We start from the raw sequence: 22,592 nt of genomic DNA on the forward strand, positions 1-22,592 counted from the left end.
GGTGGAACGTTGATTAGTTGGCACCAGACGGTCTGATGGTTCTCGAGTACTGCTTCGGCGTGGAAAGAGGAGACGGAAGACTGACTGGTGCTTGGCACGTTGTTGGGTCCTGAAGGTACGGCCGTATGGTCTTGTCTTCAGTGCCGGCCCCAGTGAACTCGCCAGCTTGTCTGGTGGGGTGATGGGTGGCTGGTCGTTGTTTGAGAACTACACAGTGGACGCGAGCATCTGTGGCCAAGTTTTTAAGGGCGCACGGTGGATGCCTTGGCACCAGGAACCGATGAAGGACGTGAGAGGCCGCGATAGGCCCCGGGGAGCTGCCAACTGAGCTTTGATCCGGGGGTGTCCGAATGGGGAAACCCGGCAGTCGTCATGGGCTGTCACCCGCTGCTGAACACATAGGCAGTGTGGAGGGAACGAGGGGAAGTGAAACATCTCAGTACCCTCAGGAAGAGAAAACAACCGTGATTCCGGGAGTAGTGGCGAGCGAAACCGGATGAGGCCAAACCGTATGCGTGTGATACCCGGCAGGGGTTGCGCATGCGGGGTTGTGGGAATGAGCTTGATCGGTCTGCCGGCCGGTCGGCGAGTCAGAAACCGTTGATGTAGTCGAAGGACATGCGAAAGGTCCGGCGTAGAGGGTAAGACCCCCGTAGACGAAACATCAGCGGCTTGCTTGCTCATCTCCCAAGTAGCACGGGGCCCGAGAAATCCCGTGTGAATCTGGCGGGACCACCCGCTAAGCCTAAATATTCCCTGGTGACCGATAGCGGATAGTACCGTGAGGGAATGGTGAAAAGTACCGCGGGAGCGGAGTGAAATAGTACCTGAAACCGTGTGCCTACAAGCCGTGGGAGCGTCGCGTTGCATGCTTGCATGCAACGTCGTGACTGCGTGCCTTTTGAAGAATGAGCCTGCGAGTTAGCGGTGTGTAGCGAGGTTAACCCGTGTGGGGAAGCCGTAGCGAAAGCGAGTCCGAATAGGGCGATTGAGTTGCACGCTCTAGACCCGAAGCGGAGTGATCTAGCCATGGGCAGGTTGAAGCGGAGGTAAGACTTCGTGGAGGACCGAACCCACCAGGGTTGAAAACCTGGGGGATGACCTGTGGTTAGGGGTGAAAGGCCAATCAAACTCCGTGATAGCTGGTTCTCCCCGAAATGCATTTAGGTGCAGCGTCGTGTGTTTCTTGCCGGAGGTAGAGCACTGGATAGGCGATGGGCCCTACCGGGTTACTGACCTTAGCCAAACTCCGAATGCCGGTAAGTGAGAGCACGGCAGTGAGACTGTGGGGGATAAGCTCCATGGTCGAGAGGGAAACAGCCCAGAGCATCGACTAAGGCCCCTAAGCGTACGCTAAGTGGGAAAGGATGTGGAGTCGCAGAGACAACCAGGAGGTTGGCTTAGAAGCAGCCACCCTTGAAAGAGTGCGTAATAGCTCACTGGTCAAGTGATTCCGCGCCGACAATGTAGCGGGGCTCAAGCGTACCGCCGAAGTCGTGTCATTGCAGCAATAGGGCCAACGCCCGCTGTGATGGGTAGGGGAGCGTCGTGTGCCGGGTGAAGCAGCAGCGGAAGCTAGTTGTGGACGGTTCACGAGTGAGAATGCAGGCATGAGTAGCGATACACACGTGAGAAACGTGTGCGCCGATTGACTAAGGGTTCCTGGGTCAAGCTGATCTGCCCAGGGTAAGTCGGGACCTAAGGCGAGGCCGACAGGCGTAGTCGATGGACAACCGGTTGATATTCCGGTACCCGCTTTGAAACGCCCAATATCGAATCAGGCGATGCTAAGTCCGTGAAGCCGTTCCGGACCCTTCGGGGAAAGGAAAGTGGTGGAGCCGACGAACCAGACTTGTAGTAGGTAAGCGATGGGGTGACGCAGGAAGGTAGTCCAGCCCGGGCGGTGGTTGTCCCGGGGTAAGGGTGTAGGCCGAGGGGTAGGCAAATCCGTCCCTCATATAAGGCTGAGACCTGATGCCGAGCCGATTGTGGTGAAGTGGATGATCCTATGCTGTCGAGAAAAGCCTCTAGCGAGTTTCATGGCGGCCCGTACCCTAAACCGACTCAGGTGGTCAGGTAGAGAATACCGAGGCGTTCGGGTGAACTATGGTTAAGGAACTCGGCAAAATGCCCCCGTAACTTCGGGAGAAGGGGGGCCATCACTGGTGATCGGACTTGCTCCGTGAGCTGGGGGTGGCCGCAGAGACCAGCGAGAAGCGACTGTTTACTAAAAACACAGGTCCGTGCGAAGCCGTAAGGCGATGTATACGGACTGACGCCTGCCCGGTGCTGGAACGTTAAGGGGACCGGTTAGTGCGCTTTCGGGCGTGCGAAGCTGAGAACTTAAGCGCCAGTAAACGGCGGTGGTAACTATAACCATCCTAAGGTAGCGAAATTCCTTGTCGGGTAAGTTCCGACCTGCACGAATGGCGTAACGACTTCTCGACTGTCTCAACCATAGGCCCGGTGAAATTGCACTACGAGTAAAGATGCTCGTTTCGCGCAGCAGGACGGAAAGACCCCGGGACCTTTACTACAGTTTGATATTGGTGTTCGGTTCGGCTTGTGTAGGATAGGTGGGAGACTTTGAAACCCCAACGCCAGTTGGGGTGGAGTCGCCGTTGAAATACCACTCTGGTCGTGCTGGATGTCTAACCTCGGTCCGTGATCCGGATCAGGGACAGTGTCTGATGGGTAGTTTAACTGGGGCGGTTGCCTCCCAAAGGGTAACGGAGGCGCCCAAAGGTTCCCTCAGCCTGGTTGGCAATCAGGTGTTGAGTGTAAGTGCACAAGGGAGCTTGACTGTGAGACCGACGGGTCGAGCAGGGACGAAAGTCGGGACTAGTGATCCGGCGGTGGCTTGTGGAAGCGCCGTCGCTCAACGGATAAAAGGTACCCCGGGGATAACAGGCTGATCTTCCCCAAGAGTCCATATCGACGGGATGGTTTGGCACCTCGATGTCGGCTCGTCGCATCCTGGGGCTGGAGTCGGTCCCAAGGGTTGGGCTGTTCGCCCATTAAAGCGGTACGCGAGCTGGGTTTAGAACGTCGTGAGACAGTTCGGTCCCTATCCGCTGTGCGCGTAGGAATATTGAGAAGGGCTGTCCCTAGTACGAGAGGACCGGGACGGACGAACCTCTGGTGTGCCAGTTGTCCTGCCAAGGGCATGGCTGGTTGGCTACGTTCGGGAGGGATAACCGCTGAAAGCATCTAAGCGGGAAGCCTGCTTCAAGATGAGTATTCCCACCTCCTTGAGAGGGTAAGGCTCCCAGTAGACGACTGGGTTGATAGGCCAGATGTGGAAGCCCGGTAACGGGTGGAGCTGACTGGTACTAATAGGCCGAGGGCTTGTCCTCAGTTGCTCGCGTCCACTGTGTTAGTTCTGAAGCAACGAACAGTTGCTGGTTTCTAGAGCTGGAACACAACTACAAAGTGTGCTTGTTCGCTCGAAACCGATAGGGTTTCGGTGGTCATAGCGTTAGGGAAACGCCCGGTTACATTCCGAACCCGGAAGCTAAGCCTTTCAGCGCCGATGGTACTGCAGGGGGGACCCTGTGGGAGAGTAGGACGCCGCCGAACAATCTTTCAAAGGACCCTTGGTCCAGCGTTCAACGCTGGACCAAGGGTCCTTTTTGTTTTTCATCTCTTTACGCCGAAGCGCGGCCATGGGTTGGTTGCGCGAGAATGACTAGCGGTACCCCGAAGACAGGAGTCACACCCATGTCCAACTCTCCCGACGATCGTCCGGAGCGCGAGCCTCGGCGCAACGACGGCGGTGACAGGGGCGGCTACCGCGGGGGCCGTGACGACCGTGGCGGTGACCGTGGTGGCTTCCGCCGCGACGACCGCGGTGGCCGGCCCGCCGGTGGCGGTGGCGGCGGCGGTTTCCGCCGTGACGACCGCGGTGGGCGTCCCGCCGGTGGCGGTGGCGGCGGTTTCCGCCGTGACGACCGCGGTGGCGACCGTCCGAGCTTCCCGCGTCGTGATGACGACCGCGGTGGGCGTCCTTCGTACCCGCGCCGGGACGACGACCGTGGTGGTTTCCGCGGTGGTCGTGACGACCGTGGTGGCGACCGTCCGTCCTACCCGCGCCGCGACGACCGCGGTGACCGTCCCTCCGGTGGCGGTGGCGGCGGTTTCCGCCGTGACGACCGCGGTGGCGACCGTCCGAGCTTCCCGCGTCGTGATGACGACCGTGGTGGGCGTCCTTCGTACCCGCGTCGGGACGATGACCGTGGTGGTTTCCGTGGCGGTCGTGACGACCGTGGTGGCGACCGTCCGTCCTACCCGCGCCGCGACGACCGCGGCGAGCGTCCCTCCGGTGGCGGTGGCGGCGGTTTCCGCCGTGACGACCGTGGCGACCGCCCGACCGGCGGCGGCTTCCGCGGCCGCGAGGACCGTCCCTCCTACCCGCGTCGTGACGACCGTGGCGGGGACCGTCCGTCCTACCCGCGCCGCGACGACCGCGGTGACCGTCCCTCCGGTGGCGGTGGCGGCGGTTTCCGCCGTGACGACCGGGGCGAGCGTCCCTCGTACCCCCGTCGCGATGACGACCGTGGTGGTTTCCGTGGCGGTCGTGACGACCGTGGTGGCGACCGTCCGTCCTACCCGCGTCGTGACGACCGTGGCGGGGACCGCCCGAGCTACCCGCGCCGCGACGACCGCGGTGACCGGCCCGCCGGCGGCGGTTTCCGTCGCGACGACCGGGGCGAGCGTCCCTCGTACCCCCGTCGTGATGACGACCGTGGTGGGCGTCCTTCGTACCCGCGCCGGGACGACGACCGTGGTGGTTTCCGCGGTGGTCGTGACGACCGCGGCGGTGACCGCCCGAGCTACCCGCGCCGCGACGACCGCGGTGACCGTCCCGCCGGCGGCGGTTTCCGTCGCGACGACCGGGGCGACCGGCCGTCCTACCCGCGCCGTGATGACGACCGTGGTGGGCGTCCTTCGTACCCGCGTCGGGACGACGACCGTGGTGGTTTCCGCGGTGGTCGTGACGACCGCGGTGGCGACCGTCCGTCCTACCCGCGCCGCGACGACCGCGGTGGCGACCGCGGCGGGTTCCGCGGCCGTGATGACCGTGGCGGCGACCGCGGTGGCTACCGCGGCGGCCGTGACGACCGCGGCGGCGACCGCGACTACCGTGCGGACCGCGACCGGGACCCGGTCAAGCGGCTTCCGATCGACGAGGACGTCACCGGTCTCGAGATCGACGCCGATGTGCGCCAGGAGCTCCTGAGCCTGCCCAAGGGGCTGGCCGAGGAGGTCTCCCGGAACCTGGTCATGGTGGCCCGGCTGATCGACGAGGACCCGGAGCAGGCGTACGCGTACTCGCGCATCGCCCTGCGCCTGGCCTCCCGTGTCGCCGCCGTGCGCGAGGCCGCCGGCTTCGCCGCGTACGCCACGCAGAAGTACAGCGAGGCGCTCGCGGAGTTCCGCGCCGCCAAGCGCATGACCGGATCCGTCGAGCTGTGGCCCGTGATGGCCGACTGCGAGCGCGGCCTCGGCCGCCCCGAGCGCGCGCTGGCCATGGCCGGCGAGCCCGAGGTGCAGAAGCTGGACAAGGCCGGCCAGGTCGAGATGCGTCTGGTCGCCGCCGGTGCGCGGCGGGACATGGGGCAGCTCGAAGCCGCCATCGTGACCCTGCAGAGCCCGGAGCTGGCCTCCCACTCCGTCCAGCCGTGGACGGCGCGTCTGCGCTACGCCTACGCCGACGCCCTGCTGGCGGCCGGCCGTGAGGACGAGGCGCGCGAATGGTTCGCCAAGACCGTCGAGGCGGACAAGGACGGCTCGATGGACGCCTCCGACCGGCTCGCCGAGCTGGACGGGGTCGAGTTCGTCGACGCGCTCGACAGCGATGAGCCGGACGAGATCGACGACGAGGACGACGGGCAGGACGACGCCGAGGTGGCCGCTGCCGAGCGCGCGTCCGACCAGGCCGAGTACTACGACGAGGACGACGAGGAGTACGAGCCCCTCGAGCGCTCCGAGGCGGACGCCGACGTCGACGTCACCGACGAGATCGTCGTCGTCGAGGACGAGGACCGGGACGACGAGCAGGGCCAGGCCGGCGACAAGGCCTGAGTGCTGAATCGGCTCGCATGAGAAAGGGCGGTACCCCTCCGGGGGTGCCGCCCTTTTTCGCGTCCGCGGTCAGTCCAGGCTGCGCAGCACCAGGCCGGTGGCCGGCTTCGGGCCGAACGAGGTGGACTTGCGGGGCATCGTGACGCCCTGGCGGGCCAGGTCCCGGACGACTTCCTCCCGTACGGGGTGCAGCAGGACCGCGGTGCCGCCGTGCCGCTCGGCCATGGCGACGGTGGCCGCCGCGTCGTGGATGTACGTGATCTGGTCGGGGGTGTCGGGGATCTGCCACAGGGCGTCGAGCAGCGTCGCGTGCAGGACGGTCGCGTCCAGCCGGCGCCAGGCCTCGGGGCGGTCGCGGCGTACGGTGCGCTCGAGGAGGTCCAGGTCCGGGTCGGTGACCAGGTGGAAGGTGCCGTCGCCGGTCAGGAGGAAGGCGTTGCCCCGCTCCGCGGCGTCGGCGAGGGCCTCCAGGGCGAGCGGCAGCGGGCCGTCGACCGGGCGCACCCGGAAGCGGCCCTGGACTGCGGCCAGGGCGTCCGCGGGCGGGAGGCGGCGCAGCATCCGGTGGATGGCGCGGACCTGGAGCGGGTAGCGGGCCGTGTCGACGAGGAGGACGAGGCCGAAGTCCCAGGCGGTGGGGGACTGGTGCTCCTCCTGGAGGCGCAGGTACGTCGCCCAGCGGTGGTGTCCGTCGGCGATGAGGGCCTGGCGGTGGCCCAGGTCGGCGGTGACGGCGGCCAGGTCGGCGGGGTCGGTGATGGCCCAGAGCCGGTGCCGGAAGCCGTCCTCGGTGGTGGTGGCCAGCAGGGGCGGGCCCCCGGCGGTCCGCTCGACGACCTCCGCGGCGCCGGCCGCGGGATCGTCGCCGCGGTAGGTGAGGAGGAGGGGCTCGAGATTGGCCGATGCGGCACGCATCAGGCCGGCCCGGTCGGTGACCACGTCCGGCATGACGTCCTCGTGCGGGAGCACGATGCCGGCGTCGGGCTGCGTGAGGGCGAGGGCGCCGATGACGCCGCGCTGGAGCAGGCCGCCCTTGCGCTGCTCGTAGACGTAGAGCGCAGGCTCGGGGTCGGCGCTGAGGATGCCCTTGGCGAGCCAGTCGTGCAGGGTGCGTGCGGCCTGTTCGTTGCGCGCGGCGGGGGTGTCGGCCTGCGGAAGGATCAGGCGGACGATGTTGTGCGGGTCGGCGGACTCGAGGTGGTCGACGCCGTCGGGCCGTACGACCACGTCGTACGGCGGTGAGGTGACGGCGGCCAGGCTGCCGACACGCTCCGGGACGTAGCGCAGTCCATGGAAGGGGATCAGACGCAGCCCGTCGTCCGCAGTACCTGATGTGGTCATTGGTGCATGGTAAGACGCGTCTCGCGATGCGGGATGATCGGGTGAGCAAGACCTCGGCGCAAATGCAACGAGGCCGATCGAGGACCGAACGGACAGGGAGCCGACAGGATGACCCGGCAGAGCAGGACGAGTCCGGCGGGCAGCGAGCGCAGCCTGCACCAGGCGTACGACACGGCCCTGCTGGACCTGGACGGCGTCGTGTACGCGGGCGGTGAGGCCATCGCGTACGCGGCGGAGTCCCTCGCCGCGGCGCGGGCCGGCGGGATGCACCTCGCGTACGTCACGAACAATGCGCTGCGCACTCCCGGCGCGGTTGCCGAGCACCTGGGCGAGCTGGGGATCCCGACCGAGGCGGGCGAGGTGATCACCTCGGCGCAGGCCGTGGCCCGGCTGATCTCGGAGCAGGTGGAGCCGGGGTCGAAGGTGCTGGTGATCGGTGGCGAGGGGCTGCGGGTCGCGTTGCGCGAGCGGGGGCTCGTACCGGTGGAGTCCGCGGACGAGGAGGGCCTCGCTGCGGTGGTCCAGGGGTACGGGGGCCCGGACCTGCCGTGGTCGCGGTTCGCGGAGGCCTCGTACGCGATCCACCGCGGGGTGCCGTGGTACGCGTCGAACACCGATCTGACGATTCCGGGGGCGCGCGGGATCGGGCCCGGGAACGGGGCCGCGGTGGAGGTCGTACGGATCGCCACGGGCGCGGAGCCGCAGGTGGCGGGCAAGCCGCTGCCCCCGATGCACCGGGAGACGGTGCTGCGGACCGGGGCGGAGCGGCCGCTGGTGGTCGGGGACCGGCTGGACACGGACATCGAGGGGGCCTTCAACGGGGAGGTGGACTCGCTGCTGGTGCTGACCGGGGTGACGGACGCGGCGCAGCTGCTGCGGGCCGCGCCGCGGCACCGGCCGACGTACGTGGACCGGGATCTGCGCGGGCTGCTGACGGGCCAGCCGGAGGTCGTGGCGGCCGGGGAGGACTTCCGTTGCGGGGGCTGGAGCGCGGTGGCGGGCGAGGGCGTACTGGAGCTGCGGGGCGAGGGTGATCCGGTCGACGGGCTGCGGGCGCTGTGCGCGGCGGCCTGGACGCAGGCGGGGGACGGCTCGTGTGCGCTGGACGCGGGGAAGGCGCTGGCCCGGATCGGGTTGTAGGCGGATCCTGCAGGCCAGATCGGATGCAGGGTAGGCTAACCTAACCTCCGTGTTGGTCGAGAGTCCCCCTGAACAGAGCGCGGCGCCGGTCGCCGCCGCCCGCCCGCGCCATGCGGCGCGCGCCGCCGGTCTGCTCGGCGCCCTTGCGGTGCTGGCGCTGATCGCGGTGGCGAGCATCGCCGTGGGCGCCAAGCAAATGCCCCTCGACCAGGTCTGGCACGGCCTGTTCCATTACGCGGGGACGCCCTCCGACGTGGTGGTGCGCGATCTGCGGGTCCCGCGCACCCTGCTCGGGCTGATGGTGGGGCTCGGGCTCGGCCTGTCCGGCGCGGTGATGCAGGCGCTGACCCGCAATCCGCTGGCCGAGCCGGGGATCCTCGGGGTCAACGCGGGCGCCGCGGCCGCCGTGGTCTCGGCGATCACCTTCCTCGGGGCCTCCTCGCTCAGCGAGTTCGTGTGGTGGGCCTTCCTCGGCGCCGCCGTCGTCTCCGTCGTGGTGTACGTGCTCGGCGGCAGCCGGAGCGCGACCCCGGTGCGCCTCGCGCTCGCCGGTACGGCGGCCAGTGCGGCCCTGGTCGGCTACATCAACGCCGTTCAGCTGATGGACAGCAAGGCGCTGGACAAGCTGCGCTTCTGGACCGTGGGCTCGCTGGCCTCCGCGAACATGGACACCGTCCGCCAGGTCGCGCCCTTCCTGCTGGTCGGCGCGGTGATCGCGCTGTCGCTGGGCCGGCCGCTCAACGCGATGGCCATGGGCGACGACACCGCCCGGGCCCTCGGCGCCCACCTGACGCGGACCCGGATCGGCGCCATGGTGGCGATCACCCTGCTGTGCGGGGCGGCGACCGCAGCCTGCGGGCCGATCGTCTTCATCGGGCTGATGATCCCGCACCTGGTGCGGATCATCACCGGGCCCGACATGCGGTGGGTGCTCGCCTACTCGGCGGTCCTCTCGCCGGTGCTGCTGCTGGGCGCGGACGTCGTCGGCCGGGTCGTCACCCGGCCCGCCGAGCTCCAGGTCGGCATCGTCACCGCGCTGATCGGCGGACCCGTCTTCATCTACCTCGTCCGGCGCAAGAGGATGGCCCAGCTGTGACCGTCGACCTTCGGGCGGACAAGCCCGGATCCCGTCCCCTGCGCGGCCCGGGCGGGCTGTCCCTGCGGATGGAGCCGCGTGCGCTGGCGGTCGGGCTGCTGCTCACCGTGGCCGCGCTGGCGATGGGCGTCGTGCTCATCGGCACCGGCGACTTCGAGATCGCGCCGTGGGACGTCGTACGGACCCTGCTGGGCAACGGCACTCCGGCGCACGACTTCATCGTCAACGACCTGCGGCTGCCGCGGGTGCTGGTCGCCCTGCTGGTGGGCGCGGCGCTCGGCATGGCCGGCTCGGTCTTCCAGTCCGTCTCGCGCAACCCGCTCGGCTCCCCGGACCTGCTCGGCTTCAGCTACGGCTCGTCGGTCGGCGCGCTCACCGTGATCGTCCTGTTCAAGGGCGGAGCGACCGAGGTGGCGGCGGGCGCGCTGGTGGGCGGGCTGCTCACCGGCGTCCTCGTCTACCTGCTGTCGTACAAGCGCGGCATCCACGGCTACCGGCTGGTGCTGGTCGGCATCGGCGCCTCCGCGATGCTCGTCGCCGTCATCAACTACCTGCTGACCAAGGCCCAGCTCGTCGAGGCCACCCGGGCGATGGTCTGGCTGACCGGCTCGCTCGCCGGCCGGGACTGGAGCCAGGTCTGGCCGCTGCTGGGGACCTGCGCGGTGCTGTTCCCGCTGGTCCTCGGGCAGGGCCGGGCACTGCGCATGATGGAGATGGGCGATGACGCCGCGTACGCCCTCGGGGTACGGGTGGAACGTACGCGGATGCTGCTGATGCTGGCGGCCGTCCTGCTGACCACCGCGGCCGCCGCGGCCGCCGGGCCCATCTCCTTCGTCGCCCTGGCCGCCCCCCAGCTGGCCCGGCGCCTGACCCGCTCGCCCGGGTCGAACCTGTTCACCGGCGCGCTGATGGGCTCCGTCCTGCTGCTCGTGTCCGACTGGGCCTCGCAGCGCGCCTTCGGCGCCGACCAGCTGCCGGTGGGCGTGGTGACCGGGCTGGTCGGCGGTGTCTACCTGCTCTGGCTGCTCGTCACCGAGCGCAGGGCGGGACGCATATGAGCAGGTCCACGAGCACATCCACGAGCACGTATATGAGCAACTCAAGGAGTACGCACGTGCAGCGGCTGACCGCGCAGAACGTGACCCTCGGCTACGAGCAGCGGGTCATCGCCGAGAACCTGTCGGTGGAGATCCCCGACCACTCGTTCACGGTGATCGTCGGCCCCAACGCGTGCGGCAAGTCCACGCTGCTGCGGGCCCTGTCGCGGATGCTGAAGCCCTCCGCCGGGCAGGTGCTGCTGGACGGGCAGGCCATCGGGTCGATGCCGGCCAAGAAGGTCGCCAAGACGCTGGGCCTGCTGCCGCAGTCCTCGATCGCGCCGGACGGGATCACCGTCGCCGACCTGGTCTCGCGGGGCCGCTACCCGCACCAGGGGCTGCTGCGGCAGTGGTCGCCGCAGGACGAGCGGATCGTCCTCGAGTCGATGGCCTCGACCGGGGTCGCCGAGCTCGCGGACCGGTCGGTGGACGAGCTGTCGGGCGGGCAGCGGCAGCGCGTGTGGATCGCGATGGCGCTGGCGCAGCAGACGCCGCTGCTGCTGCTGGACGAGCCGACCACGTACCTGGACATCCAGCACCAGATCGACGTGCTGGACCTGTGCGCGGAGCTGCACGAGACGCAGGGGCGGACGCTGGTGGCGGTGCTGCACGACCTGAATCATGCGGCCCGGTACGCCACGCACCTGATCGCGATGCGGGGCGGCGAGGTCGTCGCGCAGGGGCCGCCGGCCGAGGTGGTCACGGCGGAGCTGGTGGAGGAGGTCTTCGGGCTGCGCTGCCAGATCATCGACGACCCGGAGACGGGGACGCCGCTGGTGATACCTGCGGCGCGCAAGCCGCGGGCCGGGCGGTTGACGGGTTCCGGCGCCGTGGGCTGAAACCTACAGCAGGCTCTTGAGGCGGAGCAGGTCGCGGAAGCCGGCTTCCAGGCGGACCCGGCCGGAGGCCCAGGCCTTGGCGAACTTCAGCTCGCCCGCCACCATCGCCACCAGGTCGTCGCCGGTCATCGCGAGCCGGATGTCGGCCTTGGCGGCGGGCGGGCCCGGGGAGACCGCGTCGACCCGGATCCGGCCGCCGTGGAGGCGGCCGGTGAAGGTCTGGTCCAGGTCGGTGATGTGGCAGCTCAGGGAGCGGTCCAGCACGGCAGCGCCGCGCACGTTGCCTTCGGCCCGTGCGAGGTTTCCGGAGAGTTGGTGGAGTGCGGCTCGGCACTCGTCGATCGTAGCCATCGTGATCTCGACCGTACCGCAGAGCCGTGCGCGGCGGCCCGGGTGCTTCGGGGTAGCGTCGGGGCATGACCGACGACTTGGCCGACGCGGTGGTGAGCGTACCCGACGTACCGGATGTATCGGATGTTCCGGATGAAACGGGTGCGTCTGATGCATCCGGGGTATCCGGGGAAGCGTCTCCCGGGCCCGAGCCCCTCGGCCTCGTCCGCACGCCCACCGGCCATGCCGGGGTCGACGCGCACCTGGAGCGGCTGGCCGATGCCGATCACCTCACGGCGGACGGACACGTCGCGGTGTACGAGGATGTGCACAGGGGGTTGCGTGACGCGCTGACCGCGCTGGACGCACCGCCCGTCCCCGGTCCGTACGAAAACAGGAGCTGAACCGAACGTGGCAGGAGTGGCACGCCGCCGCCTGGACGCCGAACTGGTACGCCGCAGCATGGCCCGCTCGCGCGAGCACGCCGCCCAGCTGATCGCCGCGGGCCGGGTGACCGTCGGCGGCGCCACCGCGACCAAGGCGGCCACCCAGGTCGAGACCAGCGCGGCCCTCGTGGTCCTCAAGGACGACAGCGACCCCGACTACGTCTCCCGGGGCGGCCACAAGCTGGCCGGCGCGCTGGCGGCCTTCCGGCCGCAGGGGCTGGCCGTCGAGGGCCGCCGGGCGCTGGACGCCGGCGCCTCCACCGGCGGTTTCACCGACGTGCTGCTGCGCGCGGGCGTGGCCCACGTCATGGCCGTCGACGTCGGTTACGGGCAGCTCGCCTGGTCGCTGCAGAGCGACGACCGGGTCACCGTCAAGGACCGTACCAACGTCCGCGAGCTGACGGTCGAGCAGCTCGACGGGGTGCCCGTCGACCTCGTCGTCGGCGACCTGTCCTTCATCTCCATCGGCCTGGTGCTGCCGGCCCTGGTGCGCTGCTGCGCGCCGGACGCGGACCTGGTGCTGATGGTCAAGCCGCAGTTCGAGGTCGGCAAGGACCGGCTCGGCAGCGGCGGCGTCGTGCGCAGCCCGGAGCTGCGGGCGGAGGCCGTGCGCGAGGTGGCGGCCCAGGCGGCGAAGCTGGGGCTCGGCGTGCTCGGGGTGACCGCTAGTCCGCTGCCGGGTCCGTCGGGGAACGTCGAGTACTTTCTGTGGCTGCGGGCGGGGGCACCGGCACTCGACCCGGCGGATGTTGACCGTGCAGTGGCGGAGGGGCCGCAGTGACTGATTCAGCGGATACACGGGGTACATCGGGAACGTCCGGATCGGAGGCGTCCGGTTCGACGGCGGGGCGGACCGTCTTCCTGCTCGCGCACACCGGGCGGCCTGCGGCCATCCGCAGCGCCGAGCTGGTCGTGCAGGGCCTGCTGAAGAGCGGGCTGGGCGTGCGGGTCGTGGAGTACGAGGCGAGGGACCTGCCGCTGCCGCCCGAGGTGGAGCTGGTCTCCGAATGCACCCCCGCGGTGCTCGAGGGCTGTGAGCTGCTGATCGTGCTGGGCGGCGACGGGACCCTGCTGCGCGGCGCCGAGTTCGCGCGCGGCTCCGGGGTGCCGATGCTGGGCGTGAACCTGGGCCGGGTGGGCTTCCTCGCGGAGGCCGAGCGGGACGACCTGGACAAGGTCGTGGACCGGGTCGTGACGCGTGCGTACGAGGTCGAGGAGCGGATGACCCTCGACGTGCTCGTACGGACGAACGGCGACGTGGTCCACCGGGACTGGGCGCTGAACGAGGCCGCCGTCCAGAAGGTGTCCCCCGAGCGGATGCTCGAGGTGGTCCTGGAGATCGACGGGCGCCCGGTGTCCGGCTTCGGCTGCGACGGGATCGTCTGCGCGACCCCGACGGGTTCGACGGCGTACGCGTTCTCCGCGGGCGGGCCGGTGGTCTGGCCGGAGGTGGAGGCGCTGCTGATGGTGCCGATCAGCGCCCACGCGCTGTTCGCGAAGCCGCTGGTGACCTCGCCGGACTCGGTGCTGGCGGTGGAGGTGCAGACCGGGGTCCCGCACGGGGTCCTGTGGTGCGACGGCCGCCGGATGCTGGAGCTGCCGGCCGGGGCCCGGGTGGAGGTGCGGCGCGGGGCGGTGCCGGTGCGGCTCGCCCGGCTGCACCACGCGTCGTTCACGGACCGGCTCGTCGCGAAGTTCGCGCTGCCGGTGTCAGGGTGGCGTGGGGCGCCCCACTAGACCCCGCTCAATAGCACATGCGTTCGGGAAACTCTCGACGGGTGACGTCACATGGCACGGGTGAAACCTCGGTATCGTCGTCCCGTGCTTGAGGAGATGCGGATACGGTCGCTCGGGGTCATCGACGACGCGGTGGTCGAGCTGTCGCCCGGTTTCACCGCGGTGACCGGCGAGACCGGCGCGGGCAAGACGATGGTCGTCACCAGCCTCGGCCTGCTGCTCGGCGGTCGCGCCGACCCGGCCCTGGTGCGGATCGGGGCCAAGGCGGCGGTCGTGGAGGGCCGAATCGTCATGCGCCCCGACGCGCCTGCCGCCGTACGCGCGGAGGAGGCCGGGGCCGAGCTCGACGACGGCACCCTGCTGATCAGCCGGACCGTGTCCGCCGAGGGGCGCTCGCGCGCCCACGTCGGCGGCCGCTCCGTGCCCGTCGGCCTGCTCGGCGAGCTCGCGGACGACCTGGTCGCCGTACACGGGCAGACCGACCAGCAGGGGCTGCTGCGGCCGGCCCGGCAGCGCCAGGCCCTCGACCGGTACGCGGGGGACGCGGTCGCCGTACCCCTCGAGAAGTACGGGGCCGCTTACCGGCGGCTGCGCGCGGTGGCCGTCGAGCTGGACGAGATCACCACCCGGGCCCGGGAACGGGCCCAGGAGGCCGACCTGCTGCGCTTCGGCCTGGAGGAGATCGCGGCCGTGGAGCCGCTGGCGGGCGAGGACGTGGAGCTGGCGGCGGAGGCCGAACGGCTCGGCCACGCCGAATCGCTGGCCTCGGCGGCGCAGATCGCGCACGCCGCGCTCGCCGGCGACGTCGAGGACCCGGAGGGCGTCGACGCGAACACGCTCGTCGCGGGCGCGCACCGGGCCCTGGACGCCGTACGGGCGCACGACCCGGCGCTCGGCGCGCTCGCCGAGCGCATCGGAGAGCTCGGGATCCTGCTCGCCGACGTGGCCGGGGAGCTGGCGGGCTACGCCGACGACCTGGACGCCGATCCGCTGCGGCTGGCCGCGGTGGAGGAGCGGCGGGCGGCCCTGACCCAGCTGACGCGCAAGTACGGCGACTCGATCGACTCCGTACTGGAGTGGGCCCAGCGGGGCTCGGCGCGGCTGCTGGAGCTCGACGGCGACGACGAGCGGATCACCGAGCTGACCGCCGAGCGGGACGGGCTGCGGGCCGAACTGTCGCTGCTTGCGCAGGCGCTGACGGATGCGCGGGTCGAGGCGGCGACGCGGTTCGCATCGGCCGTCACGGAGGAACTGGCGTCGCTGGCGATGCCGCACGCGCGGGTGACGATCGACATCCGGCAGGTGGAGGACCCCGAGGGGGTGGAGGTCGACGGCCGCCCCGTCGCGTACGGGCCGTCGGGCACGGACGAGGTCGAACTGCTGCTGGCCCCGCACCCGGGCGCCCAGCCGCGGCCGATCGCCAAGGGTGCCTCGGGCGGTGAGCTGTCGCGCGTGATGCTGGCGGTGGAGGTCGTGTTCGCGGGCTCCGACCCGGTGCCCACGTACCTGTTCGACGAGGTCGACGCGGGCGTCGGCGGCAAGGCGGCCGTCGAGGTCGGGCGGCGGCTCGCGAAGCTGGCCAAGTCGGCGCAGGTCGTGGTCGTCACGCACCTGCCGCAGGTGGCGGCCTTCGCGGACCGGCAGCTGCTGGTCGAGAAGACGAACGACGGGTCGGTGACGCGCAGCGGTGTCACCGTCCTGGAGGGCGAGGACCGCATCCGCGAGCTCTCGCGCATGCTGGCCGGGCACGAGGACTCGGTGTCGGCGCGGGCGCACGCCGAGGAACTGCTGGCGGCGGCGCGCGCGGACGCGTAGCGGTCGCTGCGCTGCTGCTGCCTTGCCGTTGCCCGTGAGGGCCCGGGACGGATGCGTCCCGGGCCCTGCGCACGTGCTCGGAGGTGACGGGGGCTACGCCGTGTGGGTGAGCCTCGGGGGTGTGTCGCGGTATCTCCTGCGGGATCCGTACCCGTATGGTCCCGGAACGCGCGTGCGGACTGGCATCCTGGGCGACGTCTCTGCCTCCCTCACCCTGGAGCTTCGGCCCGTGAGCAGCTCCCCGGTCTCGATCCCGGTCCCCGCGCAGGCGTACGGGCGGCCACCGCTCCGCACCGTCCAAGTACTCGGCGGTGCGGGCGCGGGCAGCAGCGCGCACGTACGGTCGCTGACGACCGGGCTCGCCGCGCGGGGGGTCCGGGTCACGGTGTGCGCGCCCGTGGAGGCGGAGGGGGAGTACGACTTCACCGGCGCGGGGGCGCAGTTCACCCCGGACGCGGTGAGTGCGCTGCGGGCCGTGTGCGCCGGGGCGGACGTGGTGCATGCGCACGGAGTGCGGGCCGGGATGCGCGCCGTGCTGGCGCTGCGCGGGCGCCGGGTGCCGCTGGTGGTGACGTGGCACAGCGGCGGGCCGGCGGCCGAGGGGCCCTTCGGGCGGCTCGGGCGGGTGCTGGAGCGGCACGTGGCGCGGACCGCGGCGGTGGTGCTGGGCGCCTCCTCGGACCAGGTGGACCTGGCCAGGGCGCGGGGCGCGCGGGATGCGCGACTGGCGCCGGTGGCCGTGCCGATGGGGCAGGAGGGCCCGGACGCCGGGGCGGATCCGGACAAGGTACGGGCGGAACTGGGTGCGGTGGAGCGGCCGTTGCTGATCGCGGTCGGCAGCCTGGTGGAGCACCGGGGGTACTCCGTACTGCTGGACGCGGCGCGGGCGTGGCGGGTGCTGGAGCCGCTGCCGCTGGTGGTGATCGCGGGGGAGGGCCCGCAGCGGGCCGAACTGGCCCGGCGGATCGAGGCCGAGGGACTGTCCGTACGGCTGCTGGGGCGGCGCAGGGATGCGGCGCAGCTGCTCGCGGCGGCGGACGTGGCGGTGCTGCCGAGCCGGTGGGAGGCGCGGTCCCTGCTGGCGCAGGAGGCACTGCGGCTGGGCGTACCGCTGGTCGCGACGGCGGTCGGCGGCCTGCCGGAGCTGGTCGGGGACGCGGGGGTACTGGTCCCGTACGGGGACGCGGCCGCACTGTCCTCGGCGGTGACGGACCTCCTGTCGGACCCGGACCGCAGGGCGGCCCTGTCCGCGGCGGGCCGCACCCAGGCGGCGACGTGGCCGTCGGAGGACGACACGGTGGCCCAGATCCTGTCGGTGTACGACGAGTTGATGGACCGCCGCAAATAGGACTGGGCCGCCGGCGCCGGGCGGCGGGAGAAGGGCGTTACGAAGGGGAGGGAACGTGGCGGCGGGCGCGGAGGGCCAGGCTCAGGGAGAGGACCGTCTCCGGGTCGTCCAGGTCCGTGCCCAGGAGCTCCGAGATGCGGGCCAGGCGGTTGTACAGGGTCTGGCGATTGAGGTGCAGCTCGCGCGCCGTCTCCGCCTTGCGGCCCGCGTGGGCCAGGTACGTCTCCAGGGTCGGGAGGAGCGGGGGGCGCGACGTCGCGTCGTGGACGCGGAGCGCGCCGATCGCGCGGTCCACGAACGCCGCCAGGTCGGGGTGTTCCCGCAGCCGCCACAGGAGCAGGTCGATGTCCAGGCGGCGCGCGTCGTACCAGGGGCGGGCCGGCAGGCCGTGGGCCGCCGTTGCCGTTTCCGCGGCGTGGCGCAGGCCCGACGAGGCCGCCGCCCAGCCGCCCGCCACGCCCACGACCACCGCCGGCGGGGCCGCGGCGCGGTCCAGGCCGGCCCGTTCCACACCCGCCCGGAGCGCGGCGGCCACCCGGTCCGCCACCGTGGTGCGTTCCGATTCGGAGCGGAGGGAGACCAGGAGGGGGACTCGGCCCTCCACCGGGCGGACTCCCAGGAGGACCGGGACGCCGACCGACGAGAGTTCCTCCAGGACCGCCCTCGCCAGGACCGCCCAGTTGCCCGACGGGCCCAGGGACGACGACAAGCGCATGACCACCGGCAGGAGCGGGCCCGACCCCGGCTTGAAGCCCAGTACGCGCGCCTGCGCCGGGGCGTCCTCCGCCGAGATGCGGCCCTCCGCCAGGTCCGTCAGGAAGTCCCCGCGGCCGCGGGCCGCCAGTTCCTCCTCCTGACGGGCCTGCATCAGGACCACGGCCAGTACCCCCGCCGTCCGTTCCGCCGCCATCCGGTGGACGGGCAGCAGCGGCGCCGAGACGCCGAGCAGGACCACCCTCGCGCGGACCGAGCCCGTGCCGTGGCCGCCGCCGGGGACGTCGATCAGCACCGCGTTCGCCGACGGCTCCGCCTCGCGCTGCCCCCGCAGGCCCTCCCACACCTGGAGCGGGTCCGCCGCGGCCTCCCCGGAGACCGGGCCCGCCGCGTACAGGAGTTGGCCGTCGGGGGTCTCCAGGAACACCGGATTCCCGGTGAAGTCGGCCAGGATGTGCAGGACTTGGGGGATGCCGCCGCCACTGAGCAGGGCCTCCGTGCAGCGCCGGTGGACCTCCTCGGCCCGCTGGAGCAGGGTGTAGTGGTGGTTGACGATCTCGGTGTGGATCTCCTCCGTCACCGCCACGAACGGCACCTCGCGGTGCAGCTGGACCAGCGGCAGCCCGGCGGCCCGAGCCGTCTCGACGAGCGTCGCCGGGAGCCGGGTGAAGCGCGGGCCCAGTTCCACCACCAGCGCGGCGATCCCCCGGTCCGCGAGGCGGCGTACGAAGGCACGTTGCTCCGCGGGCCGGGTGCCGAGGCCCAGCCCCGTGGTCAGCAGCAGCTCCCCGCCCTTGAGCAGGGACGCGATGTTGGGCACCTCGCCCGCGTGCACCCAGCGGACGGTCCGGCCGAGGCGGTCGGCGCAGGCCACCACCTCCGGCAGTCCGCTGCGCAGCCCGGGCAGCTCCAGTGCCCGCTGAACGGTGATCCCGCCCTGGTTGTCCATGTCGCGGGACGCTACCAGGGGGTCAGGTCGGCTTGATGTTGTGGTTGAAGCGGAACACGTTGTCCGGGTCGTACGCCCGCTTCACCGCGCCCAGCCTGGCCAGATTCTCCGCGCCGAGACCCGCCGCCACGCGCTCGGAACCCTCGTCGCCGGTGAAGTTGAGGTAGACCGCGCCGGTGCTCCACCGCTCCACGTGGCTGCGTACGTCGCGCACCCACTGGCGGCAGCGGTCGTCCTCGGCGGGGTCCTCCCAGATCCCGAAGGGGTGGACGGCCCAGGGGGAGTTCCGGTACGGAACGGGGAATTCGGAGGGCCCGGCCGCGATGGCCCCGCCCAGCGGGAACATCACGTGCTGGGTTCCGCCCGACGGCATCACGTCGCCGAGGGCGCAGAAGACGCTGACGAGCTCGTCCGGCAGGCCGGTCAGGTACTCCGCGGACCAGTAGTTCCGCAGGCCCGGCGGGTCGTCCAGCATGCACTGGAAGTCCGCGTACGGGAGGGCGGTGAGCACCTCCACCTCGTGCGGCAGCGCGAGCAGCGGCTGCGCCAGCTTGCGCAGCGCCTCCTCGCCGCCCGCGTACGTGAGCAGCGCGCCCGCCATCACGGTTCCGACGAGGTGTTCCGGTACGAAGGGCTCCGGCGGGGCCGTCAGGTAGATCATGCCGCCGCCCGCCTCGTCGGGGCCGTTCTCGACGACGTCCCGGTAGGTGCGCAGCACCTCGGGCCCGGCCTCGGGCGGGTACAGCAGCATGCAGATCGCGAACTCCGGCAGCTCGTGCAGGCGCAGCGTGATGGACGTCGCGACGCCGAAGTTCCCGCCGCCGCCGTGCAGGGCCCAGAACAGCTCGGGGTTGTCCTCGGAGGTCGCCGTCAGGGTGCTGCCGTCGGCGGTGACGAGGTCCACGCCGAGCAGGTTGTCGACGGCCAGCCCGAACTTCCGGTCCAGCCAGCCCGAGCCGCCGCCGAGGACGAAACCGGTGGCTCCGGTGGTGGAGACCCGGCCGCCGGTGGTGGCGAGCCCGTGGGGCTGGCAGGCGCGGTCCAGCACGCTCATCACCGCGCCGCCCCCGACGCGTACGGCCTTCGCCGCGGGATGGACGGTGACCTCCTGCATCCGGCGCATGTCGACGACCACGCCGCCGTCGTTGAGGGACATCCCGGCGACGCTGTGGCCGCCGCCGCGCACCGCGACGGGCAGGTCCAGTTCACGGGCGAAACGGACGGTGGTGACGACGTCCGCCTCGCTCTCGCAGCGGGCGATCACGGCCGGCCTGCGGTCGATCATCGCGTTGAAGACCGTCCGGGCCTCGTCGTACCCGGGATCGTCCGGGGCGAAGACCTCACCGGCCAGATCCTCGCGGAGCGCGGCCAGGGCCTGGCCGGCCTTGGAGTGGGGAGCCATGGCTGAGGCCCTCCTTCCGGAGGAGGCGTAGGACCCATCCAGCGTAGGCGGGGGCAGGCCGGCGGGCGCGCTGGAGCCAACCGCGCCGGCGCCGGGCGCAGCCGTGCGGCGCGGTTGCCGGGCGGGTCAGGGACCCTGACGCTTCCGCATGCGCGGACCCGCCCCGCGTCAGCCCCCGTACGCGCCGCTCGCCGTCAGGCGCAGGGCCGTGTCGATCAGGGGGACGTGGCTGAACGCCTGCGGGAAGTTGCCGACCTGGCGCTGGAGCCGCGGGTCCCACTCCTCCGCCAGCAGCCCCAGGTCGTTGCGGAGCGCCAGCAGCCGCTCGAAGAGCTGGCGGGCCTCGTCGACGCGGCCGATCATCGCCAGGTCGTCCGCCATCCAGAACGAGCACGCCAGGAAGGCCCCCTCGTCCCCCTCGAGCCCGTCCACGCCGGCCTCCTCGCCGGTCGTCGGGTAGCGCAGGATGAACCCGTCGGGCGTGGACAGTTCGCGCTGGATCGCCTCGATGGTGCCGATGACCCGCTTGTCGTCCGGCGGCAGGAAGCCCATCTGCGGGATCAGCAGCAGGGAGGCGTCCAGCTCCTTCGACCCGTACGACTGGGTGAAGGTGTTGCGCTCCTTGTCGTAGCCCTTCTCGCACACGTCCTCGTGGATCTCGTCACGCAGTTCGCGCCACCGCTCCAGCGGGCCGTCCGCGTCCCCGCTCTCGATCAGCTTGATCGTGCGGTCCACGGCCACCCAGGCCATCACCTTCGAGTGCACGAAGTGGCGGCGCGGGCCGCGCACCTCCCAGATGCCCTCGTCCGGCTGGTCCCAGTGGGCCTCCAGGTAGCGGATCAGCTTCAACTGGAGCACCGAGGCGTAGTCGTTGCGCGCCAGGCCCGTCATGTGTCCCAGGTGCAGGGCCTCGGTGACCTCGCCGTACACGTCCAGCTGGAGCTGGTGCGCGGCGCCGTTGCCGACCCGGACCGGGCGGGAGCCCTCGTACCCGGGCAGCCAGTCCAGCTCGGTCTCGCCGAGTTCCCGCTCGCCCGCGATCCCGTACATGATCTGCAGGTTCTCCGGGTCGCCGGCGACCGCGCGCAGCAGCCACTCGCGCCAGGCCTGGGCCTCCTCGCGGTACCCGGTGCGCAGCAGCGAGGAGAGGGTGATGGCGGCGTCGCGCAGCCACGTGTAGCGGTAGTCCCAGTTGCGGACACCGCCGATCTCCTCCGGGAGGGAGGTGGTGGGCGCGGCGACGATGCCGCCGGTGGGGCCGTAGGTGAGCGCCTTGAGGGTGATCAGGGAGCGGATGACGGCCTCGCGGTAGGGGCCGTGGTACGTGCAGTGGTCGACCCACTCGCGCCAGAACGCGGCGGTCGTCGCCAGGGCCTCCTGCGCGTCGGGGGTCTCCGGGGCGCCCTTGTGGGAGGGCTGCCAGCTGATGCAGAACGCCTTCCGGTCGCCGGGGCCGACGGTGAAGTCGGAGTACGTCGTCAGGTCCTTGCCGTACGTCTGCGCGTCGGTGTCCAGCCAGACCGAGTCCGGGCCGGCGACGGCGACGGTGCGCCCGTCCACCTTGTGCACCCAGGGCACGACCCGGCCGTAGCTGAACCGCATGCGCAGCGCCGAGTGCATCGGGACGCGCCCGCTGACGCCCTCCACGATGCGCACCAGCTGCGGGGCGTGGTCCTCGCGGGGCGGCATGAAGTCGGTCACGCGGACCGTGCCGCGCGGCGTGTCCCACTCCGATTCCAGGATCAGCGAATCGCCCTGGTAGCGGCGGCGCGTCGCGGCAGGGGCCGCGGCGCCCCCCGGGAACGCCGGGCCGATCCGCCAGAAGCCGTGGTCCTCGGTGCCGAGAAGGCCCGCGAAGACGGCATGGGAGTCGAAACGTGGCAGACACAGCCAGTCCACCGAGCCGTCCCGGCAGACCAGTGCGGCGGTCTGCATGTCCCCGATCAGTGCGTAATCCTCGATGCGCCCGGACACGTAGATCTCCAGTCGAACGTCCACGTCCGCCCCGAAGGGCGCTTGCATTGCGCGGTTGCGCGGTCCCGTGGGTGTGGATCCCCGCACTGAGCTCATGATTCCGGATGCGGCCGGGTTACGCCGTCTGCCGGACTGCTCGGCGGCGATGTGAAGCGATATCCGAGCAGGATATGACGGCACCCTAGTGATCTCCTGAAGCCGGGGGGCAATGTGACTCGACCAAACGGGTGACCCGACGCGTGACCAGCGCGAACGGCGGTGTGACCGGACGCGGGCCGGG

General features: G+C 70.8%; 15 protein-coding genes, 2 rRNA genes and 1 pseudogene. 13 read left to right on the forward strand and 5 right to left on the reverse strand.

Annotated elements, in window-relative coordinates; translation table 11 throughout:
• The first annotated feature begins 232 nt into the window (after window positions 1-232).
• From AB5J51_RS29985 to AB5J51_RS30000, 4 genes and pseudogenes are all read left to right on the forward strand, one after another.
• Window positions 233-3,356 (forward strand): 23S ribosomal RNA (locus AB5J51_RS29985).
• 106 nt (window positions 3,357-3,462) lie between these two features.
• A 5S ribosomal RNA gene (gene rrf, locus AB5J51_RS29990) occupies window positions 3,463-3,579 on the forward strand.
• A gap of 165 nt (window positions 3,580-3,744) precedes the next feature.
• Window positions 3,745-4,467 (forward strand): annotated as a pseudogene (locus AB5J51_RS29995) (hypothetical protein); the annotation flags it as partial.
• A 753-nt stretch (window positions 4,468-5,220) separates the two neighbouring features.
• The gene (locus tag AB5J51_RS30000) at window positions 5,221-6,084 is read left to right on the forward strand and encodes a tetratricopeptide repeat protein (RefSeq protein ID WP_136226644.1); all 864 of its coding nucleotides are present in this window, start codon (window positions 5,221-5,223) and stop codon (window positions 6,082-6,084) included.
• A gap of 69 nt (window positions 6,085-6,153) precedes the next feature.
• Here the strand turns inward: AB5J51_RS30000 and AB5J51_RS30005 are convergent, their stop codons facing one another.
• A complete protein-coding gene (locus AB5J51_RS30005) occupies window positions 6,154-7,425 on the reverse strand; it encodes a DUF1015 family protein (protein ID WP_053785929.1) in 1,272 nt (423 codons plus the stop codon).
• Between the two features lie 108 nt (window positions 7,426-7,533).
• Between AB5J51_RS30005 and AB5J51_RS30010 the strand changes: the two genes are divergently transcribed.
• From AB5J51_RS30010 to AB5J51_RS30025, 4 genes are all read left to right on the forward strand, one after another.
• Window positions 7,534-8,565, forward strand: a complete 1,032-nt coding sequence (locus AB5J51_RS30010) for an HAD hydrolase-like protein (RefSeq protein ID WP_369779074.1) — start codon at window positions 7,534-7,536, stop codon at window positions 8,563-8,565.
• Between the two features lie 49 nt (window positions 8,566-8,614).
• Complete coding sequence (locus AB5J51_RS30015) at window positions 8,615-9,661, forward strand: iron ABC transporter permease (protein ID WP_206310801.1); 1,047 nt, start codon at window positions 8,615-8,617, stop codon at window positions 9,659-9,661.
• Between the two features lie 68 nt (window positions 9,662-9,729).
• The gene (locus tag AB5J51_RS30020; RefSeq protein WP_369780337.1) at window positions 9,730-10,719 is read left to right on the forward strand and encodes a FecCD family ABC transporter permease; all 990 of its coding nucleotides are present in this window, start codon (window positions 9,730-9,732) and stop codon (window positions 10,717-10,719) included.
• Window positions 10,716-11,597 (forward strand): ABC transporter ATP-binding protein, encoded by an 882-nt coding sequence (locus tag AB5J51_RS30025; RefSeq protein ID WP_199828009.1) that lies wholly within the window; start codon window positions 10,716-10,718, stop codon window positions 11,595-11,597. The genes AB5J51_RS30020 and AB5J51_RS30025 overlap by 4 nt, the downstream gene beginning before the upstream one ends.
• Window positions 11,598-11,600: 3 nt before the next feature.
• Here AB5J51_RS30025 and AB5J51_RS30030 read toward each other — a convergent pair whose 3' ends face one another.
• A complete protein-coding gene (locus AB5J51_RS30030) occupies window positions 11,601-11,948 on the reverse strand; it encodes an SCP2 sterol-binding domain-containing protein (RefSeq protein WP_369779075.1) in 348 nt (115 codons plus the stop codon).
• A 65-nt stretch (window positions 11,949-12,013) separates the two neighbouring features.
• Between AB5J51_RS30030 and AB5J51_RS30035 the strand changes: the two genes are divergently transcribed.
• From AB5J51_RS30035 to AB5J51_RS30055, 5 genes are all read left to right on the forward strand, one after another.
• The gene (locus AB5J51_RS30035) at window positions 12,014-12,331 is read left to right on the forward strand and encodes a hypothetical protein (RefSeq protein ID WP_136226646.1); all 318 of its coding nucleotides are present in this window, start codon (window positions 12,014-12,016) and stop codon (window positions 12,329-12,331) included.
• A 7-nt stretch (window positions 12,332-12,338) separates the two neighbouring features.
• Window positions 12,339-13,154 carry a TlyA family RNA methyltransferase gene (locus AB5J51_RS30040; RefSeq protein ID WP_133898422.1) on the forward strand — a complete coding sequence of 272 codons (816 nt, stop codon included), beginning with the start codon at window positions 12,339-12,341 and terminating at the stop codon, window positions 13,152-13,154.
• Entirely contained in the window at window positions 13,151-14,110 is a 960-nt protein-coding gene (locus tag AB5J51_RS30045; RefSeq protein WP_078987247.1) for an NAD kinase, read from the forward strand. Before AB5J51_RS30040 ends, AB5J51_RS30045 begins: the two co-directional genes overlap by 4 nt.
• A gap of 51 nt (window positions 14,111-14,161) precedes the next feature.
• A complete protein-coding gene (gene recN / locus AB5J51_RS30050; RefSeq protein ID WP_078987246.1) occupies window positions 14,162-15,925 on the forward strand; it encodes a DNA repair protein RecN in 1,764 nt (587 codons plus the stop codon).
• 229 nt (window positions 15,926-16,154) lie between these two features.
• Entirely contained in the window at window positions 16,155-17,273 is a 1,119-nt protein-coding gene (locus AB5J51_RS30055) for a glycosyltransferase family 4 protein (RefSeq protein WP_369779076.1), read from the forward strand.
• 37 nt (window positions 17,274-17,310) lie between these two features.
• Here AB5J51_RS30055 and AB5J51_RS30060 read toward each other — a convergent pair whose 3' ends face one another.
• From AB5J51_RS30060 to AB5J51_RS30070, 3 genes are all read right to left on the reverse strand, one after another.
• The gene (locus tag AB5J51_RS30060) at window positions 17,311-18,936 is read right to left on the reverse strand and encodes a PucR family transcriptional regulator (protein WP_053785923.1); all 1,626 of its coding nucleotides are present in this window, start codon (window positions 18,934-18,936) and stop codon (window positions 17,311-17,313) included.
• A gap of 22 nt (window positions 18,937-18,958) precedes the next feature.
• Window positions 18,959-20,338 carry an FAD-binding oxidoreductase gene (locus AB5J51_RS30065; RefSeq protein ID WP_369779077.1) on the reverse strand — a complete coding sequence of 460 codons (1,380 nt, stop codon included), beginning with the start codon at window positions 20,336-20,338 and terminating at the stop codon, window positions 18,959-18,961.
• 168 nt (window positions 20,339-20,506) lie between these two features.
• Window positions 20,507-22,360: a glycoside hydrolase family 15 protein gene (locus tag AB5J51_RS30070; protein ID WP_107093465.1), complete on the reverse strand. Its 1,854-nt coding sequence runs from the start codon at window positions 22,358-22,360 to the stop codon at window positions 20,507-20,509.
• Between the last annotated feature and the right edge of the window lie 232 nt (window positions 22,361-22,592).

The organism is Streptomyces sp. R33 (assembly GCF_041200175.1).
GTDB lineage: Bacteria > Actinomycetota > Actinomycetes > Streptomycetales > Streptomycetaceae > Streptomyces > Streptomyces katrae_B.

Coding starts and splice junctions, on each gene's coding strand:
- AB5J51_RS30065 (WP_369779077.1), bottom strand. CDS start 20,338: ATGGCTCCCCACTCCAAGGCCGGCCAGGCCCTGGCCGCGCTCCGCGAG.
- recN (WP_078987246.1), top strand. CDS start 14,162: ATGGCACGGGTGAAACCTCGGTATCGTCGTCCCGTGCTTGAGGAGATG.
- AB5J51_RS30025 (WP_199828009.1), top strand. CDS start 10,716: ATGAGCAGGTCCACGAGCACATCCACGAGCACGTATATGAGCAACTCA.
- AB5J51_RS30005 (WP_053785929.1), bottom strand. CDS start 7,425: ATGACCACATCAGGTACTGCGGACGACGGGCTGCGTCTGATCCCCTTC.
- AB5J51_RS30010 (WP_369779074.1), top strand. CDS start 7,534: ATGACCCGGCAGAGCAGGACGAGTCCGGCGGGCAGCGAGCGCAGCCTG.
- AB5J51_RS30070 (WP_107093465.1), bottom strand. CDS start 22,360: ATGCAAGCGCCCTTCGGGGCGGACGTGGACGTTCGACTGGAGATCTAC.
- AB5J51_RS30060 (WP_053785923.1), bottom strand. CDS start 18,936: ATGGACAACCAGGGCGGGATCACCGTTCAGCGGGCACTGGAGCTGCCC.
- AB5J51_RS30020 (WP_369780337.1), top strand. CDS start 9,730: ATGGAGCCGCGTGCGCTGGCGGTCGGGCTGCTGCTCACCGTGGCCGCG.
- AB5J51_RS30030 (WP_369779075.1), bottom strand. CDS start 11,948: ATGGCTACGATCGACGAGTGCCGAGCCGCACTCCACCAACTCTCCGGA.
- AB5J51_RS30035 (WP_136226646.1), top strand. CDS start 12,014: ATGACCGACGACTTGGCCGACGCGGTGGTGAGCGTACCCGACGTACCG.